Consider the following 20,942-nt stretch of genomic DNA (forward strand, 5'->3'; position numbering starts at 1 on the left):
TTTAGGCAGAAAAACCCTAAAGCTAAATGGTAGAAATAATTTCAAACAAAACAGAAACCCAAACCAAAGATAATTTTGATTTGCTTCAAGATTTTGTAGATAATACATCCGACATCATTTTGATGCTGTCGCTTGTGGGTGAATTTATGTTTGTAAATAATGCTTTTCTTGAGCTTCTGGGCTATTCAAGATCTGAAATTAAGGAAATGTCTGTAGATGACATTCTACATCCTGAATTCAAAGAAACCATCCAATCGAATTTTGAAAAAATAAAAAATGGTGAGCCTATTACAGATTTTTTATTGGTGATTCGCAACAAACAAAAGAAAAGAATTTACCTTTCTGGAGATATAAACTGTAGGTATATCAAAGGTGAGCCAGTATCTTTTAGGTGCATACTAAAGGACATTACACAGCGAAGAAGAGCAGAAGCAGCTCAAAATCTTTATTATGCAATAGCTCAGAGTAACTTAAACACCAAAAGCTTAGAGGGTTTTCTTTCACAAGTACACCAAAATCTTCAGAAAAATATTTACGCTAACAATTTCTTCGTTGCGGTTTATGAACCCGAAAACAACAGTATATATTTCCCATATCATGTAGATGAATACTACGAAACTGGTCAGAATTATCTAAAACGTAAACTTGGAAATGGACTGATCGAATATTCCATTTTGCAGAATAAACCACTCATATTCAACAAAGAGGAGCTAAGTTTGATAATAGAAAAAGAAAAACTCTTTATCTATGAATCAAACCTTCCGGCTGTTCAAATCTTGGTCCCTCTCAAAATCAATGAAAAAACCATTGGCGTAATTGGCATTAAATCCTATTCTGATGAAAACAAGTTTTCAAGTCGAGACCTGGAGCTTCTTGAATTTGTATCGGGGCAAATAGCCATTGCCATGGAACGAAAAAAATCGGAAGAAGAATTGATGATTCAAACTTCCCGTTTAAACGCCATTTTTGATAGCAGCACACATTATATATGGACTGTAAATCAAAAGCGGCAGTTGAGTTCTTTTAATAAAAATTACCACAACTTGATTTTTGAACAACTCGGAATTTCACCAACCATCAATAGCAGCATTGAAAAACTAGGCTGGAAACTTATTTCTTCTGATGACAAACCCACCTTGAGAGAAAAATACAGCCTAGCATTTCAAGGGCTGCCTCAGTATTTTGAAATGCATTGGGGTGAAAAAGATGGGGGAAACAATTGGTTTGAATTTTATTTGAATCCCATTTTGTCAGAAGATGATGGACTAATAGATGAAGTATCAGGTATAGCCAGAAATATCACTGAGAAAAAGAACGCCCTCATAAATCTGCAGAAAAGTGAAAATAAGTTTAGAAACACCATAGAGTCTTTTATTGATATCTACTACAGAACAGATTTGGCTGGAAACGTAATCATGATATCCCCTTCTGTATTAGCTCATACTGGATATACTGTAGATGAAGTAATTCATCAAAAAGTAGATAAATTTTTCGAGAATGCTAAGAATTCCTCCCAGGACATCAAGGCCCTTTTAAAAACTGGTAGCATTACAAATTTTGAGGTAATTGTGAAACGTAAAGACCAGACTTTGAGACAGTTTATGCTCAATATCAGAATGATAAAAGACTCTAAAGGTATTCCGATAGAGGTGGAAGGTGTAGCGAGAGACATTACAGAACTCATGAAAAGTGCCGAAGATCTTAAAAAAGCTAAAAACGAAGCAGAACACTCGCTGAAAATAAAAGAACAGTTTTTAGCCAATATGAGCCATGAAATCAGAACCCCAATGAATGGCATCATAGGTATGATTGATGTTTTGAACGAAACTCCACTAGAGAAAAATCAAAAAGATTATGTGCAAACCATTAAAAAATCTTCTGAAACTTTACTAACTATCTTAAATGACATTTTGGATTTGTCGAAAATCGAAGCTGGAAAAATGGAGCTCGTTTACAGACCTTTCGAGATAAGAGAAACACTTAGTAACCTTGTCGCACTTTTTAACCAGAAAGCCAAAGAGAAAAACAACCAACTGATATTTGATATTGACTCAAAATCCCCACCTTGTATAGAAGGAGATCAAATTCGTTTATTGCAAATCCTCTCAAATCTCACCTCAAATGCCTTAAAATTTACTCAAAATGGAATTGTCCAAGTAAAAGTGAGTAGTATGCTAACAGAATCAAATGAGTATTTAGTTAAATTTGAAATCATAGATTCTGGAATAGGAATATCTGAGGAAAATCAGAAAAAATTATTTAACTCTTTCCAACAGCTAGATATTTCCACAAAAAAATCATTTGGTGGAACTGGGCTTGGATTAGTAATATCTAAGGAACTTTGTAAACAGATGGGCGGAGAAATTGGCCTTATATCAAATCCAAATGAAGGAAGCAATTTTTGGTTTACAATAAAAGCTAAACAAGCCGTACAGGCTGATGTAAAGGCTAATGCGATTTCAGAAACAGAAATATCTTTCAATAATTATTTCAAAGGATACTCGCCAAAAATACTATTGGTTGATGATAATGCCGTAAACCGAAAAGTAGCTTCAGAGATACTTAAGAAAGCAAATTGCACTGTTGAAAGTGCAGACTCAGGACAAAAAGCAATAGATATTTTCAGTAGCAATCAGGACTTCGATGTAATATTAATGGATATTCAAATGCCCGAAATGGACGGCATAGAAACCACTCAAAAATTAAAGGAAAAGTTTGGAGACCGGCTTCCAAAAGTGGTAGCAATGACTGCCTATTCAATGCAACACGACCGCGAGAATTTTATTTCAAGAGGTATGGATGATTATATTTCAAAGCCAATTCGGGCCAATTTACTAATCAAAAAAGTAGAGGAATATATTTCGGGTCACAAAAAAACGGAGCCCTACACAGAAAAGACAAAAATCGAAGAAAAAAAACCCTCGAACGTTTATCAAATCTCAAGCGAAATCCCAGAATTTGATCCCGAAGTAATATCAAGCCTTCGCGAGATGGTTGGTCAAGAAATGCTCTTATCGGTTTTTGAGGATTTTGAGAAAGAGGCAGAAGAACAAATAGCCAATTCTATAGCGGCTTTTAAAAATAATGATGTAGTAACAATACAGAAAGAGCTACACACTTTAAAAGGTAACTCAGGTACCATAGGTTTGATGCGAATTCATGAAATAACCAAAGATATTGAAGTACCTGCAAAGGTAGCAAATCTAGAAGGTTTTGAAGAAAGAGCAGCAATATTAAAGCATGAGTTTGAGCAATTTAAGCTTAAATACGCTAAAGTTTAATCAAAAAAAACTACATTTGCCTTTCAAAATTTGTTAGGAAAAAGAGGCATGATTCTCCGGAGAATAATTTTATTTTTTGGTACTATATTCATTTGGCTTCCAGTCAACTGCCAGGAATGGTGTGATGTTACATATGCATCAGAAAATGACAGAAAAAACCAAATTGAATTATTCAAAAAAAAAGAATTCGCTAAAAAAGCAAGAAAAGGGACTACATACGATATATATGTAAAACCAAAAATAATACATAGTAGCCAAAACCTCACCACTATATCTTCAGATCAAGTCATAGAAATAATTAATAAACTAGATCTTGTGTTTTCTGAGACAAACATTAAGTTTATTGTAGAAAACAATCATATTGAGCATATTACAGACAATGAATTTTATGATTTAAAAACAGAAAATGACGCAAACTTTAGGTCAAAATACGACAGCGACGACGCAATTAATTTATATTTCACCCATACCATCACTCGCCCTGACTTGAGTTTGCTTAATGGCTACACCAGTTTGCCAAATTTCAGCAAAAGGTCTAATGCAATAATATTAGCATACCTTGAGAATGACACCAGTAGTTTTTCTATTCTAAAAGACAAAATCACCCCTCATGAATTCGGACATTATTTTGGTTTATTGCATACCTATCAAGACAGCAACAACGAAGACATAACCAAAAGAGAACTTGTTACTCGAGGAATAGGAGCAAACTGTAACCTTACTGGAGACGAACTATGTGATACTCCCGCCGACCCATTTGAGAGAATCCCTTCACTTATTTCATTAGATTGTTCCGAAAATACTCCAGCCGACCTAGTAGATTTTAATGGCGAAAATTATACACCACCGCGAGACAATTATATGTCATACCATCATAAATGCGGATTGAGATTCACGCCTATGCAGTTTCAGAGAATGGAATCAGGACTCAACATTCGGCTGTCTTCGTTTGCTGAATATAGAATTACTAAAAACGTGTCAAACTTTTTGAGCATTACGAATTTAAATAAGAAGATTTATTGTAAAGGAGAAAATATTTTGGTGAATTTTCAGAAAACCGGATTATTTGAAACCAAAAATGAGTTTAGAGTCGAAATTTCAGATAAAAATGGCAATAATTTTAGAGAAATTACTGAGTTTAAAATTGTGGATGACAAACAACTAAAAATAACACTTGATCAATCTTGGGAAAACGGCAATAATTATAGGCTAATAATTACTTCTACGCTCCCATACTCCGAAAGTCCTGTTAGTGAAGACTTTGAAATAAAATCTTTACCTTCCGCGGAGATTACAAGCTCACAAAAAAGCATTCAAAAAGGAGAAGAACTCCAGCTTAATCTAAAGTTTGGGGGGTCTGGGCCGTGGAGTTTTAAAGATTGGGATGGCTTTGTTTATGATAAAATTAATTCAGAGACCATCAATTTTAGTTTTTTGACAGATTCTAGTAAACTATTCTATATCTCTGAAATAACAAACGAATGTGGTACTATTATTCAATCACCTAGTGTATATGTTGAAGTACTCCAACCCAATTTAAAAATTCAAGGTACGGATAGTTTTTGCAGCGAAGTTTTGACATATCTACCCATTTCAGGTCATAAAGCCAATGCAGAATCTGATTATTATCAAATACAGGTAAAAAATAGCAGCCAAATTTTCAATATTTTGCCAAAAACAAATTCTAACTCTCTCGAATTTTCCCTTCCTAAAGATATTCAAAAGAACAAAATTTTTAATATGAAAGTTGTTGGAAAAAATGCAACAGACTTTAGTAATGTCTTTTCATTTATTGTGAAAGATCTTCCTTTACCACCTCAAGTGAACACTCCCATAAATATATGTCTTGGTGCCCAAGATTTTTTTTTAAAAGCGGAAGGAGAAAATTTAAAATGGTATGAAGAAGAGAATTCTAATGAGTTCACTTTTAGTAAATTACCGAACACCAAGTCTCCAAACAAAAAAGCTTATTATGTTTCTCAAAGTGATTCCAACCAGTGCGAAAGCAAAAAAAGTAAGATAGAAGTGATTGTTGAGGAGCCAGCTTCTGCTGAAATTAGCGGAAATTCAAGTATATATCTTAAAGATTCGGCATTTATAAATATTTCACTGAAAGGATCAGCTCCCTGGCTTTTAACTTTGGATCCAATCGGCGAATTTAAGGTAGACTCATCAGAAGCTAAGTTAACTGTGAGACCTCCAATCTCCACAGAATATAAGCTAACCAAAGTATCCAACTCTTGTGGACCCGGCACTCCAAAAGGAGAAGTAAAAATAATTGTTCTCTCAATCTTAGGCACCTCCGAAACAGACGCTTATGCTTTGAAAGTATTCCCTAACCCAATCATTAACCAGACATTAAATTATGAAGTTAAAGATGATGAAATTTCAGAACTGATTATTTATTCTTCCGATGGGAAATTATTAAAAACTTACGAGCTAAATAATAATATATCAAAAGGTGAAATTATTCTACCAACACTCAGTTTCGGAAAGTACAATCTGAAGTTTACCAGTTCCAAAAAGACTTATAGTTTTACAATAGTAAGATGATAAAAAAAGAGCCTCGAAAGGCTCTTTTTTTATCATAATTCTGGAATTCTTAAAACTTGCCCCGGATAAATTAAATCTGGATCTTTTAACATCGGCTTATTAGCCTCAAAAATAGCAGGATACTTCATCGCATCTCCATACATTACCTTTGCTATTTTCGAAAGAGAATCTCCCTTTTCAACAGTATGGTATCTAGCTTCTGGAGCCGGCGTAGAGACTTCCATTTGGTTGTCTACAGCTGAAACACCTTCTACATTACCAACAGCCAGTGCAATCTTCTCTGAATCTTCTTGTGTATCAACTTCTCCTGAAATTGTAACAGTATCTCCATTGATTTTTACAGTAAGTGCATTAAATGCTAAACCCAAACCTTGTACATGTGCCAAAAGAGCAGATGCCTTCAGTTCTGGAGTCTTCTCAGCTACTTCAGCCTCAGACTTCCCAAAAAGCTTCTCGCCTACTCCTTTAAAAAACGACATTAATCCCATTGTTGTTGAAATTTTAATTTTAAAAACTTATTTAAGACAAATTTAAATTTTTTGTCTGGCATTTAGACAGAAAAGAAAAAAAAATGTCACAAAAAATATTGATTAAAAAAATACGTTTAAATTGCAGAAAAATAATATTAAATATGCGAAACATACTTTTATCCCTAACATTGATTTTATCGCTTTACTCAGCAAGTGCTCAGTCAGACGAAGAATTGATAAATCAAACCCTTAATGACTATCTAGAAGGCGGCACAAACGGAGAAGTTGATAGGTTTAAGAAGGCTTTTTTAAGTGATGCCATTCAAAAATCAGTTGGAAAAACTGGCGTAACGGGCATGACAGTGGAGTCTTTGGCTTCTAAAATTAAACCTAATCAAAAAATGGAAAGAACAACCAAGGTTGTGTCTTGGTCTTATGCAGGTACAGCGGCCACCGCAATTACTGAAACCGAGTATCCTACCTCAAAAATCATAGATTTACTGAATCTACTAAAGGTAAATAACGAGTGGAAGATAGTGAGTAGAGTTTACTCTAGAATAGAGAAAGGTGAAAGCGTGGTATCTTCAGCACCACTCACAGCGGCCAAAGCAGATCCTAAGGCAAAAGGAAAAACAACAGCCGCCACCACTCCAGTTAAAAAGAAACCTGTTGCAGATGACGGCTGGTGATATTAAAAATTTATTTCAAAATATTCAATAGATACTGACCATAGCCCGACTTAACCAAAGGTTGGGCTATTTTTATGAGTTGGTCTTTCGTAATAAAGCCCATTCTGTAGGCCACCTCTTCAATACAACCCACTTTTAGTCCTTGTCTTTCTTCAATAACCTGTACAAATTGGCCAGCTTGCATCAAGGAATTAAAAGTACCCGTATCTAACCAGGCAGTTCCTCGGTTCATTACACCTACCTTCAACCTACCCCTTTCCAAATAAACTCTATTTACGTCAGTTATTTCATACTCACCTCTTGGAGAAGGCTCAATATTTTTGGCAATTTCTACCACTTCATTATCATAAAAATACAAACCCGGCACTGCATAGTTGCTCTTTGGTTTTTCTGGCTTTTCTTCAATGCTTAAAGCATTAAAATCAGCATCAAATTCCACAACTCCGTATCTTTCAGGATCATGCACTGGATATGCGAACACCATTCCACCATCCGGATCAGCACACGACTGAAGTAATTTACTCAATCCGCTTCCATAAAAAATATTATCTCCTAGCACCAAGGCCACTTTATCATCGCCAATAAATTCCTCCCCGATCACAAAAGCTTGAGCCAATCCATTCGGCAATGCTTGTTCAGCATATTCAAATTTACAGCCGACTTGAGAGCCATCCCCCAACAATTTTTTAAAATGAGGTAAATCGTGGGGTGTAGAAATAATCAAAACCTCGTTTATTCCAGCCAACATCAATATGGACAAAGGATAATAAATCATAGGTTTGTCATAAACGGGCATCAACTGTTTGCTTACCGCCAGTGTGAGAGGGTGCAAACGGGTTCCGCTGCCACCTGCTAAAATGATTCCTTTCATATTTTATTAATTAGCACTTGTTTCGTACATCGAGGTATAATATTTCTGGTAATCACCAGAAGTTATGTTTTCTATCCAATCCCAGTTGTTTAAATACCAATCAACTGTTTTTGATAATCCTTCTTCGAAAGTTACTGAAGGCTCCCAACCCAACTCCGACATTAGTTTACTGGCATCAATGGCATACCTCAAATCGTGCCCAGCTCTGTCTGTTACATAAGTGATTAATTCCCTACTTTTTCCGACTGGATTTCCTTGCTTTTCATCCATCAAATCGCACAATAGGTGAACCAAGTCTAAATTTTTCCACTCATTGTTTCCACCTATGTTGTAAGTATCTCCATTTTTACCATTGTGAAAAATATTATCTATGGCTCTTGCGTGATCTATTACAAATAACCAGTCTCTTACATTCTCTCCTTTTCCATAAACTGGAAGAGGTTTCCAATTTTTGATATTATTTATCATCAATGGAATGAGTTTTTCAGGAAAATGGTTTGGCCCATAATTGTTAGAACAGTTAGATACTACTATCGGAAGTCCATAAGTATTGTGATATGCCCTCACAAAGTGATCAGAACTCGCTTTGGACGCTGAATATGGCGATCGAGGGTCATAACTGGTAGTTTCTACAAAAAACTCACTTGGGTCGTGTAGCTCTCCATATACTTCATCTGTAGATACATGGTAGAATCTTTTGCCTTCCATTTGGCCTTTCCAGAGGTTTTTAGCAGAATTTAGCAAATTACAAGTTCCTATTACATTGGTTTTTACAAATGCCATAGGGTCAGTTATTGACCTGTCCACATGAGACTCTGCTGCTAAATGAATTACACCATCAAACTGATATTTTGCAAAAAGGCTATCTATATAATTTTCGTCAACGATGTCGCCATGTTCAAATGTATAATTTGGGAGTTTATCTATGTCTTTTAGATTCTCCAAATTGCCTGCATAAGTCAACTTATCCAGGTTAACTATTTGATATTGTGGATATTTAGTAACAAATAGTCTTACCACATGTGAGCCAATAAACCCTGCTCCACCTGTTATTAGAATGCACTTTTCAAACTTCATTAGTTATTGTTGTTTTTTAGTTTTAATTCCCATGTCCACGCATCTTTGAGGCTTTCTTCTAAGGACTTTTCAGTTTTCCAGTTTAGAATCTTAGAGGCTTTTTCAACGTCTCCATAGATTTTTTCAACATCGCCAGACCTACGTGGACCTACCTCGTAATTAAGCTTTAGATTATTTACCTCTTCAAAGGTTTTTATTACTTCTAAAACTGAATTGCCTGTGCCAGTACCTAAATTGAAAACATCATAAAATGCTGTCTCCTTATCTTTTAGCAAATTCAATGCCGAAACATGGGCTTTGGCCAAATCAACCACGTGGATAAAATCTCTAACATTAGAGCCATCGACGGTATTATAGTCACTTCCAAAAACTACCAATTTGCTTCTTTTACCTATCGCAGTTTGGGTAACAAAAGGAATCAAATTGCTTGGTACGCCATTGGGCAATTCACCAATTTCAGCACTCGGATGAGCACCAATTGGATTGAAATACCTCAACGATATGATACTCATTTGTTCGCCAGATTTTATTACATCCTCTAAGATATCTTCCGCAATGGCTTTGGTGTTTCCATACGGCGACTCTGCTTTTTTCTTTGGGGTATCCTCAGTTACGGGAATATGATCAGGCTGTCCATAAACCGTGCAAGACGAACTAAATACAAGGTTTTTTACTTTAGTAGCCTGCATCACTTCCAAAATATTTAGCAGTGACCCAATATTATTTTTATAATATTTGAGTGGTTTCTCCACCGACTCTCCCACTGCTTTGTAAGCTGCAAAATGGATAATGCCCTCTATTTTGTGTTTGATTACAATATCTCTAACTACCTCAAAATCATTACAATCAGCATTATAAAAAGGCACATCGAAACCTATTATTTTCTTTAGACCGGCCAAAACTGATTCTGACGAATTAATTAAGTTGTCTATAATTACTGGAGAAAAACCAGCACTTACCAATTCTACAACTGTGTGGGAGCCAATAAAACCAGCACCGCCTGTAACGAGTACGTTCATAATTAGATATTTTAACAAAAATAGTGAGATAAAAAATGTTTTAAAAATAATGTTTGGTTTTAAATTTAATACTTAAGATATTGACCAAAAAAATAGCTAAAATCATGAATAGGGAGGATTTAAAGGCGATGATTTCACTTCTTGATGATTCTGATGTTGAGGTGGTTAATATTGTTGAGAATAATATCAAAAATTTAGGTCATGAGGTTATTCCAATTTTAGAAAAAGAATGGGAGAGAAATGGACTTAACCCTGTTCTACAAAAAAAAATAGAAGATCTTGTTCATGATTTACATCTCTCTAATCTTTCTGCAGATTTGGAGTCTTGGAAAAACAATAACCATACAGACTTGATGACGGGCCTGTGGTTAATTGCAAAATACCAATATCCTGACCTTAAAGTAGAAACTTTAAATCAGGAAATAAAAAATATACAAATGAAAGTTTGGGTAAATACGCATGAAAAAATGCACCCAAACGACATGGTAAAAATCCTCAATGAGGTGATTTTTGAGCAATTGAAGTTTGAGCCAAATATCAAGAACTTTCATTCTCCTTCAAACTCAATGTTCAATTTGGTACTCAGCCAAAAAAAAGGAAATCCAGTAGCTCTGAGCTGTTTATTTATATTGTTGGCTCAACGCTTAGACTTACCCATCTATGGCGTTAATCTACCCAATCTTTTTGTTTTAATTTTCGATTATCCAGGCTACAGATTCTATTTAAACCCATTTAATCGAGGGCAAGTTTTTTTAGAAAAAGACATTGACGATTACCTTAAACAAATGAACATAGAGCCAAATGAAAAATATTATAAGTCTTGCTCAAATATTGAGATCATCAAACGCATTCTCACTAATCTATCTTTTGCTTACCAAAAAATAGGCGAAGAAGATAAACAAAATGAAGTCAACCAGTTTTTAAAGATTTTCGACTAAAAATCAATTGGGTTTCCAAACGTTGTTTTTGGTGTTGGAATCTACCAAAATACCCTTCGGGTTAAGTTTTATTGACTCTATTTCTGAAGTAGATGGATAATTGAATGTCCATTCTTTGGTTTTTGCCCAAATATCTACTGGAAGGTTAATGTATTTGGTTTCTTTACCTTTTTCTTTAATCTCCATTTCCACGGGCATAGGCATTTGCTCTAGATTCTCCAGCGTTATACTTATCCCATTGGAAGCATTGTTGTTTATATACTTTGCGTTTTTTATGGATTGGTCAATTTTGTAATTTTCAAAATACCACGATTTCCAAAACCAACCCAAGTCTTCGCCAACTACATCCTCCACCGTATGGAAAAAGTCAAAAGGGGTTGGATGCTTAAAAGCCCACCTGCGAATGTATTCCCTGAGTGCAAGATTCATTCTTTCTTCACCTACCACTGCTTCAGCCAACATTTTGAGCCCCATTGCTGGTTTATAATAAGCCAAAGAGCCAATTTCTGCTTCAGGCATGGCATCGGGTTGTGTTAAAATAGCCTTACTTCCTCTGGCAAAAAAGGCCATATCTTGCGTTTTTTGTTCTTTATAATACTCACCCTTGTTAAAAGCTTTCAATGACAACATATTGATGTACGTATTAAAGCCTTCGTCCATCCATGCAAATTTCCGCTCATTTGTACCCACAATCATAGGAAACCAAGTGTGACCAAACTCATGGTCAGTAACTCCAAATAGCCCTGCTCTCTTGCTTCTAGCACTACAAAATACAATGCCGGGATATTCCATTCCACTTACAATTCCGGCAACATTCGTAGCTACTGGATATGGATATTCATACAACAATTCAGAATAATATTCCATACTGTGTTTCGTGTATTCGGTGGACCTGCCCCACTCAGCTTTGGCATCAACTTCTGCTGGGTAAACCGACTGCACTAAAATGTTTTTTCCAGATGGCAAAACCGCACGTGCTGCATCCCAAACAAAAACTGAAGAACTGGCCCAGGCTACGTCTCTGGTATTTTTACATGAAAATTTCCAGGTTTGAGTTCCAGAATTCTTTGGTCGAGAGCCACTTTTACCAATCTCTGATTTATCAAAAATCACCACAGTTTCGTCAGAATTTTGAGCCTTTTTGAGTCTATCCACTTGTTTTCCTGTTAAGACTTCTCTGGTATTCATTAACTCTCCAGATGCCACCACTGTGTGATTGTAGGGAACCGTAATTTCAAAATCATAATCCCCATATTCCAGATAAAACTCTCCTGCACCCAAATAAGGCGTGGTGTTCCAGCCCTCAATGTCATCATAAACACAAACTCTCGGAAACCACTGAGCAATGGTATAAATTATCCCATCTTTGGCTTCATACATTCCCATTCTATCTGACCCATTGCTGGGTATCAAAAAATCAAAATCCAAAGAAATCTCAATTTTTTGTTTGGTTCTTAATGGCTCAGGCAAGAAAATTTGCATCCTCGTGTCATCAATCAAAGATTTAACAGACTGATTTCTAGAACTCATTTTTAGCGATTCCAATTTAAGGTTAGATATTTTATAACCTCCCTCAAAGTCTTTTAAACCATACCTACCCAAATTCGGCGGTGTGGTTTTACTCCCTCTTGAATCTGAATTAAATTTATTCTGATCCAATTGTAACCAAATGAAGGTAATTTCGTCAGGAGAATTGTTGATATATTCTATTTTGACAGAGCCAGAGATGCTATTTTTTTGATCGTCTAATGTTGCAGTTATTTTGTAATTGGCCTGATTTTGCCAATAGGCTGGCCCAGGATTTCCAGACGCACTTCTGAACACAGTAGAAGGTTGATAGTTAATCAGGGGATTAAAAACCGCCACTGGGTCATACTTAGACTTCTCTGTGGATTCCTGTCCAAAACTCTGAATAGCAATAGATAATACGAGAACAAAAAATTTGATTTTCATAATTTAAGCTTTTGGATGTGCCTTTTTGTACACTTCCTTTAATTGACTGATAGAATTGTGCGTATAAATTTGCGTAGCCGCTAAGTTAGAATGACCCAATAATTCCTTTATGGCATTCAAATCGGCTCCTCTGTTTAATAAATGGGTAGCAAATGAATGCCTTAAAACGTGGGGTGACTTTTTGGAAATGGTAGTCACCAACTCTAAATAATGTTTGACTTTTCTTTGAACGAATACCCTGTAAAGCTGCTCATATTTATCTGTAAGAATCAAATAATCATACTCAGAATCAAAGTATTCTCTCTTGACTTTTAGGTATGTCTGAATCAAATCTAACAATGTTTGATGTAAGGGAATTACTCTGTATTTGTTTCTTTTGCCCAAAACCGTTATTTTTCTTCCGAAAACATCCACATCCGAAACTTTTATATTTATCAGTTCTGACAGCCTTATACCTGTACCATAGAGCATTTCTAACAATAACTTATCTCGCAATCCTTCAAAATCTTCCGCAAATTCTATATCTGCAAAAAGATTCTCCATTGGTTTTTCTTCCACATAAACAGGTAATCTTTTGGCTATTTTGAGAGACTTTACCAAAGCTACTGGATTAACTTCGACCTTCTTTTTGATTTGCAAAAATTTAAAAAAAGCTCTTAAGCTCGCTATTTTCCGATTAATACTTCTGTTATCAATCTCATTTTCAGATAATTGAACAATCCATCTTCGAATGTCTTGGTATTCCGCTTTAATTATGTCAAATTCTGTATTTGGAGCATTAAGAAAGGCCTGAAATTGAAGCAAATCTATTTTGTAGGCCAACACAGTGTGCGGGCTTAGTCGTTTCTCGTTTTGGAGGTAGGATAAAAAAAAATCGACCAATTCTGTAAGATTATTATTCATTACAAAATTAGTCGAAATATATGGTTCTACAAAAACGATTAATCGTCGATGTGTCCGTATGTTTTTTGCTTGTATGACGCTCTGATCACTTCGAATCTTCGCGATACTGAGGTTTTCTCAAACGCTTGACGGCGTCTTAGTTCTTTCAAAACTTTAGTTTTTTCAAACTTCTTCTTGAAACGTTTCAGAGCCTTATCGATTGACTCGTTATCCTTAATTTGAATATGTAGCATAATTTACACCCCCTTCTTTTTTAAATCGGACTGCAAAGGTAGAAAAAAAGATATTAAAAGCAATGTCTTTTATTTGAAATAAAATGAAAAACTAAATCTTTGAAGGCAAATCATCCTGACTTTCGAATAATTATATTTATTTTTAAGAATCAAACCTTAAAAAAATAATGAAACTTCAATCAAAAAACGAAGAAAAGCTCACTTACGATGCCATTGTGATAGGCTCAGGAATATCTGGTGGCTGGGCAGCTAAAGAACTCTGTGAGAAAGGATTGAAAGTACTCATGCTAGACAGAGGACGAAATATTGAACATATAAAAGACTACAAAACAGCCCTTAAAAACCCTTGGGATTTCGAACATAGAAACGTGAAAGTTCCTTTAGAAGAAATGAAAAACTACCCCATACATGAGCGAACTGGATTTACTATCACTGAAGCCTCCAAAGACATGTTTGTAAAAGATGTTGACTATCCATATCTCGAAGAAAAACGTTTTGACTGGATAAGAAGCTGGCAAGTGGGTGGCAAAAGCCTAACTTGGGGAAGAGTAGCATTGCGATTCAGTGATTTAGATTTTGAAGCAAATATTAAAGAAGGAGTTGGTGCAGACTGGCCCATCAGATACAAGGACATTGCTCCCTGGTATGATTATGTAGAAAGGTTTGCCGGAATTTCAGGGAGTTTGGAGAATATCCCGCATTTGCCTGATGGTGTTTTTCAAAAACCATTTGACCTAACTTGTGTTGAAAATCATTTGAAAGCCGTGGTAAATCAGAAATTTGATGGCCGCCATGTGATTCCTCCAAGACAAGCCCACATAACCGAACCCACCGAAGAGCAACTCTCTTTGGGAAGGGCAAAATGCCAAGCCAGAGATATGTGCTGGCGTGGTTGTCCGTTTGGAGCATATTTTAGTACGCAATCCGCCACCTTACCTGCGGCCAACCGTACAGGAAATCTGACCGTAAGACCTCATAGCATAGTAAGTGAAATACTTTATGATGAGAAAAAAGCAAAAGCATCAGGTGTAAGAGTTATCGACCAAAACACGAAAGAAGTTTTAGAATTTAATGCCAAAATTATCTTCGTAAATGCCTCTGCCATGGCCTCTACTTATATTTTACTCAACTCCAAATCGGCAAGATTTCCGAACGGAATGGGTAATGACAGTGGTGTTTTGGGGCATTACTTGATGGATCACCATTTCTCAGCTGGAGCTTATGCCAATGTCGAAGGCTTCGAAGGCCAATATTATTATGGCAGAAGGCCAAATGGATTCTACGTGCCTCGCTACAGAAACATTGGCAATGACAAAAGAGATTATTTGAGAGGATTTGGCTATGAAGGTGGCAGCGGTCGAGGCTGGAATATGCCGAAAGAGGATTTTGGGGTAGATTTTAAAAATAGTGCATCAAAACCTGGCCCATGGAATATAAGTTTGAGTGCTTTTGCAGAAACGCTGCCCTATTTTGAAAACAAAATGTGGATAGATGAATCTCAGAAAGACCAATGGGGAATGCCTTTGGCCAATTTTTCGGCAGAAATTGGTGACAACGAAAAACGCATGCGAAAAGACATGGTAAACGATGCTGCCGAAATGTTGGAAGCAGCTGGCTGTAAAGACATTGGCACTTATGATGACTTCGAAGGCTTTGGTCGTTGTATACACGAAATGGGCACTGCACGCATGGGACACACACCTAAAGAATCGGTTCTCAACAAACACAACCAAGTTTGGGGAGCCGAAAATGTTTTCGTAACAGATGGAGCTGCAATGGTTTCAAACAGCTGTGCAAATCCATCTCTTACCTATATGGCTCTGACTGCTCGTGCAGCTGATTTTGCACTGAGTGAGTTGAAGAAAGGGAATTTGTAGGTAGTATAATTTTCCAAAATTGAATGCAACAAAAAAAGAGCGATTTTTACAAATCGCTCTTTTTGTTAATAATCTCCGCTGGCACCGCCGCCGCCGCCACTTCCGCCGCCAAAACCACCAAAGCCTCCACCGCCTGATGACCAGCCACCTCCACCGCCGCCACTTGACCAGCCGCTGCCCCAGCTACCTGTTTGTCTGCCCCAGCCAGTGAAAGTAGTGTAAGGAGAACTGCTGTCGCTTAGTAATCCGCCTCCACCTTTGTTATTTTTGCCAATTTTGTAAAGTATCCAAATAATGAATATGATTACCAACAAAATAATTATAAATCCCAAAAAGGCATCGCCTTCTTCCTCTGGCTCGGCTTTATATTCTCCTGCTGCGTATTTGAATATTTCGGTTGTGCCCTCATCAAGCCCTTCGTAGTATTTTAATTCCTTAAATTTTGGCCCAATAACATTACTGATGATTCTTTTGGCGTACATGTCAGGCAAAACACCCTCCATCCCGTAACCTGTCTGGATGGCTATTTTTCTATCGCCAGGAGCCCAAAGCAATACTATACCATTATTTTTGTCTTTTTGACCAACACCCCATTCCCTTAAGATTTTTAAAGCCACATCTCCAGACTCGTAAGGTTGAACTGTCTTCACAATCACGATAGTGAGCTGCGAAGAAGTAGAGTCATTGTATGCCACAAGCTTCTGCTCCAAGGCCTGAATTTGAGCCGCACTCAATAAACCACCTACAAAGTCATTGACCAATTTAGGTGGGTTTGGTTTCTCTGGAATGTCTTGTCCAAAGCCAATATGTAAGGAGAAAAGTAAAAATATTACTGCGAGATATCGTACTATTGTTTTTTTATTATCCACGGCTTATTTCATCTGAAATTTCATTCTTATCGTCTGTATTGTATGGAAAATAGTGCTTCAGCTGTTCCCCAGCCTCCTTTATGCCCAAACACAGGCCAGTTTCAAAATCACTTTTTTTGAAATTCTCTTTGAGAATTTCTTTAGTAGAATCCCAAAAAGTCTGACCGACTTTTTCGTTGATTCCTTTGTCGCCAAAAACAGCAAACTTGTGGTCTTCGTAAGCCAAATAAAACAAAACTCCGTTTCGTTGGGCTGTTTTTTGTAAAGACAAATATTTGAAAACCTCTTTGGCTCTGGCCATAGCGTCGCCTCCGATGCAGTTTTCTTCAATGTGCACTTTTATTTCACCAGAAGTATTGGTTTCTGCCAATTTAATGGCTTCCGTAATGTTTTTTTGCTGAACTTCAGAAAGGATAAACATAAAAAAAGCCCGCCTCACGACGGGCTATTTAATTATTTCTTAAAATCGAAATTTACGTCAGGAGCATCTTGTGCTTTTGAAGAAGCTTCAAAGAATCCTTTAGGAGCAAATCCAAAAATACCAGCCAAGATATTCATCGGGAATGACCTAACTGAAAGATTGTACTCACCTACTCCTCCATTAAAGTCTCTACGAGCAACTGCTATACGGTTTTCAGTACCAGCAAGTTCCGCTTGTAGATCTAAGAAGTTTTGGTTGGCTTTCAGGTTCGGATATTGTTCTACCGACACCATCAATCTACTCAATGAACCACTCAATTGGTCCTGGGCAGCTTGGAATTTTGCCATGTTTTCTGGAGTAAGGTCCTTCGCCTCAAACTTAACTTGTGTGGCAGAGGCTCTTGCTTGAATCACTTCTGTAAGCGTACTTTTTTCGAAATCAGCGGCACCTTGAACAGTTTTTACCAATGTACTGATCAAATCTGCTCTTCTTTGGTATTGTGTTTGTACGTCGGCCCAAAGCTTTTGAACGTTGTTGTCTTTACCAACTAATCCATTGTATGAGCTACATCCGTACATTCCAAACAACAAAAGAATTGCCACAATTGCGAGAGTTCCTTTTTTCATTTTCAGTTTATTTTGTATTAAAATTTATCAAATTTAAATAAAGAATCCAATATCAAAAAAAATATTATTTATGAATTCTTCAAAAGGTGTGTTAAACGGTCGCTTTTACCATTTTTTATTTTTCGGTATTATTTGACTGGTATAGTTTATAGAATCATTCAAAACCGTTTTAAGCTCATTTATCTCCAGAATAACCTCACTATCAATGTTTTGCAACTCAGGAATCCAATATTTTATAAATTCGGCTTTTGCATCATACTTTTTCGCTTGGCTCACTGGGCTGAAATACCTGTCTTCTCGTGGGTCTGTACCTATTCCTGCCAGATAATTCCAATTTCCCCAATTACTACAAACCTCATAATCAATCAATTGACTCTCAAAATACATAGCACCCCACCACCATTCCAATCCAAGGTCTTTTGTAAAAAAACTGGCCACGTTTTGTCTACCTCTGTTAGACAAATAACCTGTCAGTTTTAGCTCTCTCATGTTGGCATCTATAAATGGTACACCCGTCTCGCCATCCATCCACTTTTTAAAATGCTCCCGATTTCTCTTCCATCTTTTTGCAAAATCATGTTTGATGCCTGCTCTTTTGAAAAGCCTGATACCAAATTTGAGAGCAATAAAATAATAGTAATCTCTCCAAAGCAGCTCGAAAATCAACCAATAAGTAGAATCATTGGCACCTCTGATGGCTTCTGCTTTTTTTATTTCCTCATAAATCATTCTGGGAGAAAGACATCCCAAACTCAAATAAACCGAAAACTTGGAGGAATAATCCTTTCCTAAAAGACCATTTCTTGTCTGTTTGTAAGTATGAATGAGTTCTTTGTCCCAAATATATTCTTGCAGACGCTTTAGTGCAGCAGTTTCTCCACCTTCCAAACCCATAATGTCTTTGGGGTGTTTTTCAAAATTTTCATAGCCCAAATCCATGAGCGATGGAATAATACTTTCCTCCAAATCATCTGGAGAATCAAGTTGTGTTACGGTTTCGAAAGTTGGTCTAACTTTCCAAAAGTTTTCTACCTTTTTCCTGAAATCAGTAAAAATATCTGGAACAAAATGTATCTGAAAAGGGAGATCTCTGACATGTACGAGTGTATTGCCCCAATACATCTCAATATCGATGTTTTTTGTTTTGAGCTTTTGAGAAAACGCAGCCTCAACACTGGTTTCTTCTTGGGTAACTTCTTTGGAAGTCACTACGAACTCAACATTATATTTTACAGCCAATTCAAAAAGCTCATTTTCGGGAATCCCTACCTTTATAATGAGGTCTGAACCCAAGGCTTGAAGTTGGCTTTTTAAATCTGCTAAAGATTCTAGCAAGAATTTCAAACGAAACTTACCCGTTCGCTTAAAACCTAAAAATGTATTTTTGAATAATCGCGTATCGATAACGTAGACAGGAACTACTGCACCCATTTGAGAAGCTTTAAAAAAAGCCTCATTGTCGTGTAGCCTCAAATCATTTCTGAACCAAAAAAGAACGTTACTCATCTATCTATTTAAAAAGAAGCAAATTTCTTCAATAGGTTTGGTAAAAGAAACAAAATAGAGATTTATTTAAAAGGACCCATTCAGAGACCAGTCATAAGTAGCATAAGAAACCTTGGCTTTAGAATCCAATTTCGTCTTTGAATACTTGTTTAAGGTTTCTATGATGGGCGTAGGTTTAAAATCCATACCATACCAATCAAATATTTTAGAAATACTTGCACTGGATTTTGAGATTTTATTTTTTGATGTGTCGTTAATGAATTTTTCAGCTTGATTATTCAATTGTTCGTTTAACCTTTCAGACGTAAACGCTTCGTTTCTTAGTGGAGGACATGACTTGGCAGCACAAACCAAGGCAAAGTGAATGCGAGGTTCTTTGAACTGTTTCCTTATGATGCCATGCTCTATGTTATTCAAATCCATTTTTTTACCACCAATGTTTATAAACTTCACATCCCAAGGTGTGTTTACGAAAGGAATTTTAATTTTATCTCCAATATCTTTTATGCTTTTGAGATCGTTGTCGGAGTTATCAAGAATCAGTTGAATCGTGAAAGCATTGTAGGCATTTATCCAATAAGCCAACTTTTCATTTTCTGACCATGCACTTCCGGGAGCATTCGCAGATAACAAATCTAAATACTTCTTAAACTCCTTTTGTTCTTTCTTGAAACCACCATAATTGACCACACCTTTGTCTGAAACATATTTCTTTAGCAAAGCACTAAATATATCGTGTGAAATAGGAGCAGCATTGGATGTAGGTGTTTCTACAGCAAAACAACTTTGTACAAATAGTAGAGCAAAGAATAAATTTAGAACGATTTTCATTTTCTAGAGTTATAAGTTTGATTGAATTACGAAAAAAAAAGAGATTTAGTTTAAAAACCAATTAATATGTTTGTAACGCTTACAGTGGCTCAGTATAAAGGTAGCAAAATGATTTTTGGTTTTTTGTCAATGGCCGTATTTAGAATTTTATTATTCTTAAATAAGCACGGTATGTCTTTTTATAAGTTGATGGGAACAGGAAAAAATGGCACCTTCGATATAAGACCTGATCTGAATCAGTGGGCTTATTTGTGGGTTTGGAAATCTGAGAGTGATTATCAGAAATTCTTAGAAATTTCATGGATATCAAAATATCTCAACAAGTTTGCTGATGATGTTTTCACCATTTACTTGTCTCCGAAACAATCGCATGGATTTTGGGATGGAAAACAACCTTTTGAAAGTAATTTAAATACGGCTTTTGAAGAGAATGAACCTATAGTTGTACTTACAAGAGCCACGATAAAACTAAATAAAGCCAATAGTTTTTGGAAAAACGTACCTGAAATAGCTCAAAATTTCTCGAAAAATGAAGGATTCATTTACTCCATTGGCACCGGAGAAGTTCCATTCTTAAAACAAGCCACATTATCTATTTGGAAAAACGAAAACAGCATGAAAGCGTTTGCTTATCACAAAAAGCAACATGCAGAGGTCATAAAAAAAACCAGACAAAACAAATGGTATTCCGAGGAGTTGTTCGCCAGGTTTAGCTTATTGGGATATTCTGGTAAACTCCCAGATTCAATTTCAAAATATCACTAATTAGGATTCAAAAACCACCAGATTTTGTATTATTCAAACAAGATGTAAACAAATCAACCC

Annotated in this window: 18 protein-coding genes; 6 read left to right on the plus strand and 12 right to left on the minus strand. The window is 36.2% G+C overall.

Going from position 1 to position 20,942, the window contains the following annotated elements; genetic code table 11:
• Positions 1-26 precede the first annotated feature (26 nt).
• The gene (locus tag EGI26_RS14235; protein ID WP_255079300.1) at positions 27-3,281 is read left to right on the plus strand and encodes a PAS domain S-box protein; all 3,255 of its coding nucleotides are present in this window, start codon (positions 27-29) and stop codon (positions 3,279-3,281) included.
• A gap of 315 nt (positions 3,282-3,596) precedes the next feature.
• Positions 3,597-5,834, plus strand: coding sequence for a zinc-dependent metalloprotease (locus tag EGI26_RS14240; RefSeq protein WP_255079302.1), 2,238 nt, complete (start codon positions 3,597-3,599; stop codon positions 5,832-5,834).
• Between the two features lie 32 nt (positions 5,835-5,866).
• Here EGI26_RS14240 and lysM read toward each other — a convergent pair whose 3' ends face one another.
• Complete coding sequence (gene lysM, locus EGI26_RS14245; protein ID WP_255079303.1) at positions 5,867-6,322, minus strand: peptidoglycan-binding protein LysM; 456 nt, start codon at positions 6,320-6,322, stop codon at positions 5,867-5,869.
• A 143-nt stretch (positions 6,323-6,465) separates the two neighbouring features.
• On the opposite strand from lysM, the gene EGI26_RS14250 reads away from it, so the two are divergent.
• Positions 6,466-6,993: a nuclear transport factor 2 family protein gene (locus EGI26_RS14250; RefSeq protein WP_255079309.1), complete on the plus strand. Its 528-nt coding sequence runs from the start codon at positions 6,466-6,468 to the stop codon at positions 6,991-6,993.
• A 10-nt stretch (positions 6,994-7,003) separates the two neighbouring features.
• Here the strand turns inward: EGI26_RS14250 and rfbA are convergent, their stop codons facing one another.
• Genes rfbA through galE form a run of 3 tightly spaced genes read right to left on the minus strand, consistent with a single transcriptional unit; the run spans position 7,004 to position 9,960 of the window.
• Positions 7,004-7,864: a glucose-1-phosphate thymidylyltransferase RfbA gene (rfbA, locus tag EGI26_RS14255; RefSeq protein ID WP_255079314.1), complete on the minus strand. Its 861-nt coding sequence runs from the start codon at positions 7,862-7,864 to the stop codon at positions 7,004-7,006.
• A 6-nt stretch (positions 7,865-7,870) separates the two neighbouring features.
• Positions 7,871-8,941 (minus strand): dTDP-glucose 4,6-dehydratase, encoded by a 1,071-nt coding sequence (gene rfbB / locus EGI26_RS14260; RefSeq protein WP_255079317.1) that lies wholly within the window; start codon positions 8,939-8,941, stop codon positions 7,871-7,873.
• On the minus strand, positions 8,941-9,960 hold the full coding sequence (gene galE, locus EGI26_RS14265; protein ID WP_255079318.1) for a UDP-glucose 4-epimerase GalE: 1,020 nt from the start codon (positions 9,958-9,960) through the stop codon (positions 8,941-8,943). The genes rfbB and galE overlap by 1 nt, the downstream gene beginning before the upstream one ends.
• An 80-nt stretch (positions 9,961-10,040) precedes the next feature.
• On the opposite strand from galE, the gene EGI26_RS14270 reads away from it, so the two are divergent.
• Positions 10,041-10,898, plus strand: a complete 858-nt coding sequence (locus tag EGI26_RS14270) for a transglutaminase-like domain-containing protein (RefSeq protein WP_255079320.1) — start codon at positions 10,041-10,043, stop codon at positions 10,896-10,898.
• A 3-nt stretch (positions 10,899-10,901) separates the two neighbouring features.
• On the opposite strand, the gene EGI26_RS14275 is transcribed toward EGI26_RS14270, so the two are convergent.
• From EGI26_RS14275 to rpsU, 3 genes are read right to left on the minus strand one after another with little or no spacing between them, the layout of a single operon-like run.
• On the minus strand, positions 10,902-12,851 hold the full coding sequence (locus EGI26_RS14275) for a M1 family metallopeptidase (RefSeq protein WP_255079322.1): 1,950 nt from the start codon (positions 12,849-12,851) through the stop codon (positions 10,902-10,904).
• 3 nt (positions 12,852-12,854) lie between these two features.
• On the minus strand, positions 12,855-13,754 hold the full coding sequence (locus EGI26_RS14280) for a tyrosine-type recombinase/integrase (RefSeq protein ID WP_255079329.1): 900 nt from the start codon (positions 13,752-13,754) through the stop codon (positions 12,855-12,857).
• Between the two features lie 38 nt (positions 13,755-13,792).
• Positions 13,793-13,987 carry a 30S ribosomal protein S21 gene (gene rpsU / locus EGI26_RS14285; RefSeq protein ID WP_255038492.1) on the minus strand — a complete coding sequence of 65 codons (195 nt, stop codon included), beginning with the start codon at positions 13,985-13,987 and terminating at the stop codon, positions 13,793-13,795.
• Between the two features lie 167 nt (positions 13,988-14,154).
• Here rpsU and EGI26_RS14290 point away from each other — a divergent pair, with 167 nt between their 5' ends.
• The gene (locus EGI26_RS14290) at positions 14,155-15,864 is read left to right on the plus strand and encodes a GMC oxidoreductase (RefSeq protein WP_255079331.1); all 1,710 of its coding nucleotides are present in this window, start codon (positions 14,155-14,157) and stop codon (positions 15,862-15,864) included.
• A 65-nt stretch (positions 15,865-15,929) separates the two neighbouring features.
• Here EGI26_RS14290 and EGI26_RS14295 read toward each other — a convergent pair whose 3' ends face one another.
• From EGI26_RS14295 to EGI26_RS14315, 5 genes are all read right to left on the minus strand, one after another.
• On the minus strand, positions 15,930-16,733 hold the full coding sequence (locus EGI26_RS14295; RefSeq protein ID WP_409035372.1) for a TPM domain-containing protein: 804 nt from the start codon (positions 16,731-16,733) through the stop codon (positions 15,930-15,932).
• Positions 16,726-17,154 carry a TPM domain-containing protein gene (locus EGI26_RS14300; RefSeq protein WP_255079338.1) on the minus strand — a complete coding sequence of 143 codons (429 nt, stop codon included), beginning with the start codon at positions 17,152-17,154 and terminating at the stop codon, positions 16,726-16,728. The genes EGI26_RS14295 and EGI26_RS14300 overlap by 8 nt, the downstream gene beginning before the upstream one ends.
• A gap of 32 nt (positions 17,155-17,186) precedes the next feature.
• Positions 17,187-17,780 (minus strand): LemA family protein, encoded by a 594-nt coding sequence (locus tag EGI26_RS14305; protein ID WP_255048946.1) that lies wholly within the window; start codon positions 17,778-17,780, stop codon positions 17,187-17,189.
• A 105-nt stretch (positions 17,781-17,885) separates the two neighbouring features.
• A complete protein-coding gene (locus tag EGI26_RS14310; RefSeq protein WP_255079347.1) occupies positions 17,886-19,286 on the minus strand; it encodes a DASH family cryptochrome in 1,401 nt (466 codons plus the stop codon).
• Positions 19,287-19,352: 66 nt separating this feature from the next.
• The gene (locus EGI26_RS14315) at positions 19,353-20,117 is read right to left on the minus strand and encodes a DUF547 domain-containing protein (RefSeq protein ID WP_255079348.1); all 765 of its coding nucleotides are present in this window, start codon (positions 20,115-20,117) and stop codon (positions 19,353-19,355) included.
• 66 nt (positions 20,118-20,183) lie between these two features.
• Here EGI26_RS14315 and EGI26_RS14320 point away from each other — a divergent pair, with 66 nt between their 5' ends.
• A complete protein-coding gene (locus tag EGI26_RS14320) occupies positions 20,184-20,882 on the plus strand; it encodes a DUF3291 domain-containing protein (RefSeq protein WP_255079350.1) in 699 nt (232 codons plus the stop codon).
• Positions 20,883-20,942 lie beyond the last annotated feature (60 nt).

Origin of the sequence: Lacihabitans sp. CCS-44 (assembly GCF_024343735.1) — a bacterium.
Lineage (GTDB): Bacteria > Bacteroidota > Bacteroidia > Cytophagales > Spirosomataceae > Leadbetterella.

Coding starts and splice junctions, on each gene's coding strand:
- EGI26_RS14305 (WP_255048946.1), bottom strand. CDS start 17,780: ATGAAAAAAGGAACTCTCGCAATTGTGGCAATTCTTTTGTTGTTTGGA.
- rpsU (WP_255038492.1), bottom strand. CDS start 13,987: ATGCTACATATTCAAATTAAGGATAACGAGTCAATCGATAAGGCTCTG.
- EGI26_RS14300 (WP_255079338.1), bottom strand. CDS start 17,154: ATGTTTATCCTTTCTGAAGTTCAGCAAAAAAACATTACGGAAGCCATT.
- rfbA (WP_255079314.1), bottom strand. CDS start 7,864: ATGAAAGGAATCATTTTAGCAGGTGGCAGCGGAACCCGTTTGCACCCT.
- EGI26_RS14310 (WP_255079347.1), bottom strand. CDS start 19,286: ATGAGTAACGTTCTTTTTTGGTTCAGAAATGATTTGAGGCTACACGAC.
- lysM (WP_255079303.1), bottom strand. CDS start 6,322: ATGGGATTAATGTCGTTTTTTAAAGGAGTAGGCGAGAAGCTTTTTGGG.
- EGI26_RS14280 (WP_255079329.1), bottom strand. CDS start 13,754: ATGAATAATAATCTTACAGAATTGGTCGATTTTTTTTTATCCTACCTC.
- galE (WP_255079318.1), bottom strand. CDS start 9,960: ATGAACGTACTCGTTACAGGCGGTGCTGGTTTTATTGGCTCCCACACA.
- EGI26_RS14290 (WP_255079331.1), top strand. CDS start 14,155: ATGAAACTTCAATCAAAAAACGAAGAAAAGCTCACTTACGATGCCATT.
- EGI26_RS14315 (WP_255079348.1), bottom strand. CDS start 20,117: ATGAAAATCGTTCTAAATTTATTCTTTGCTCTACTATTTGTACAAAGT.
- rfbB (WP_255079317.1), bottom strand. CDS start 8,941: ATGAAGTTTGAAAAGTGCATTCTAATAACAGGTGGAGCAGGGTTTATT.
- EGI26_RS14250 (WP_255079309.1), top strand. CDS start 6,466: ATGCGAAACATACTTTTATCCCTAACATTGATTTTATCGCTTTACTCA.
- EGI26_RS14235 (WP_255079300.1), top strand. CDS start 27: ATGGTAGAAATAATTTCAAACAAAACAGAAACCCAAACCAAAGATAAT.
- EGI26_RS14320 (WP_255079350.1), top strand. CDS start 20,184: ATGTTTGTAACGCTTACAGTGGCTCAGTATAAAGGTAGCAAAATGATT.
- EGI26_RS14275 (WP_255079322.1), bottom strand. CDS start 12,851: ATGAAAATCAAATTTTTTGTTCTCGTATTATCTATTGCTATTCAGAGT.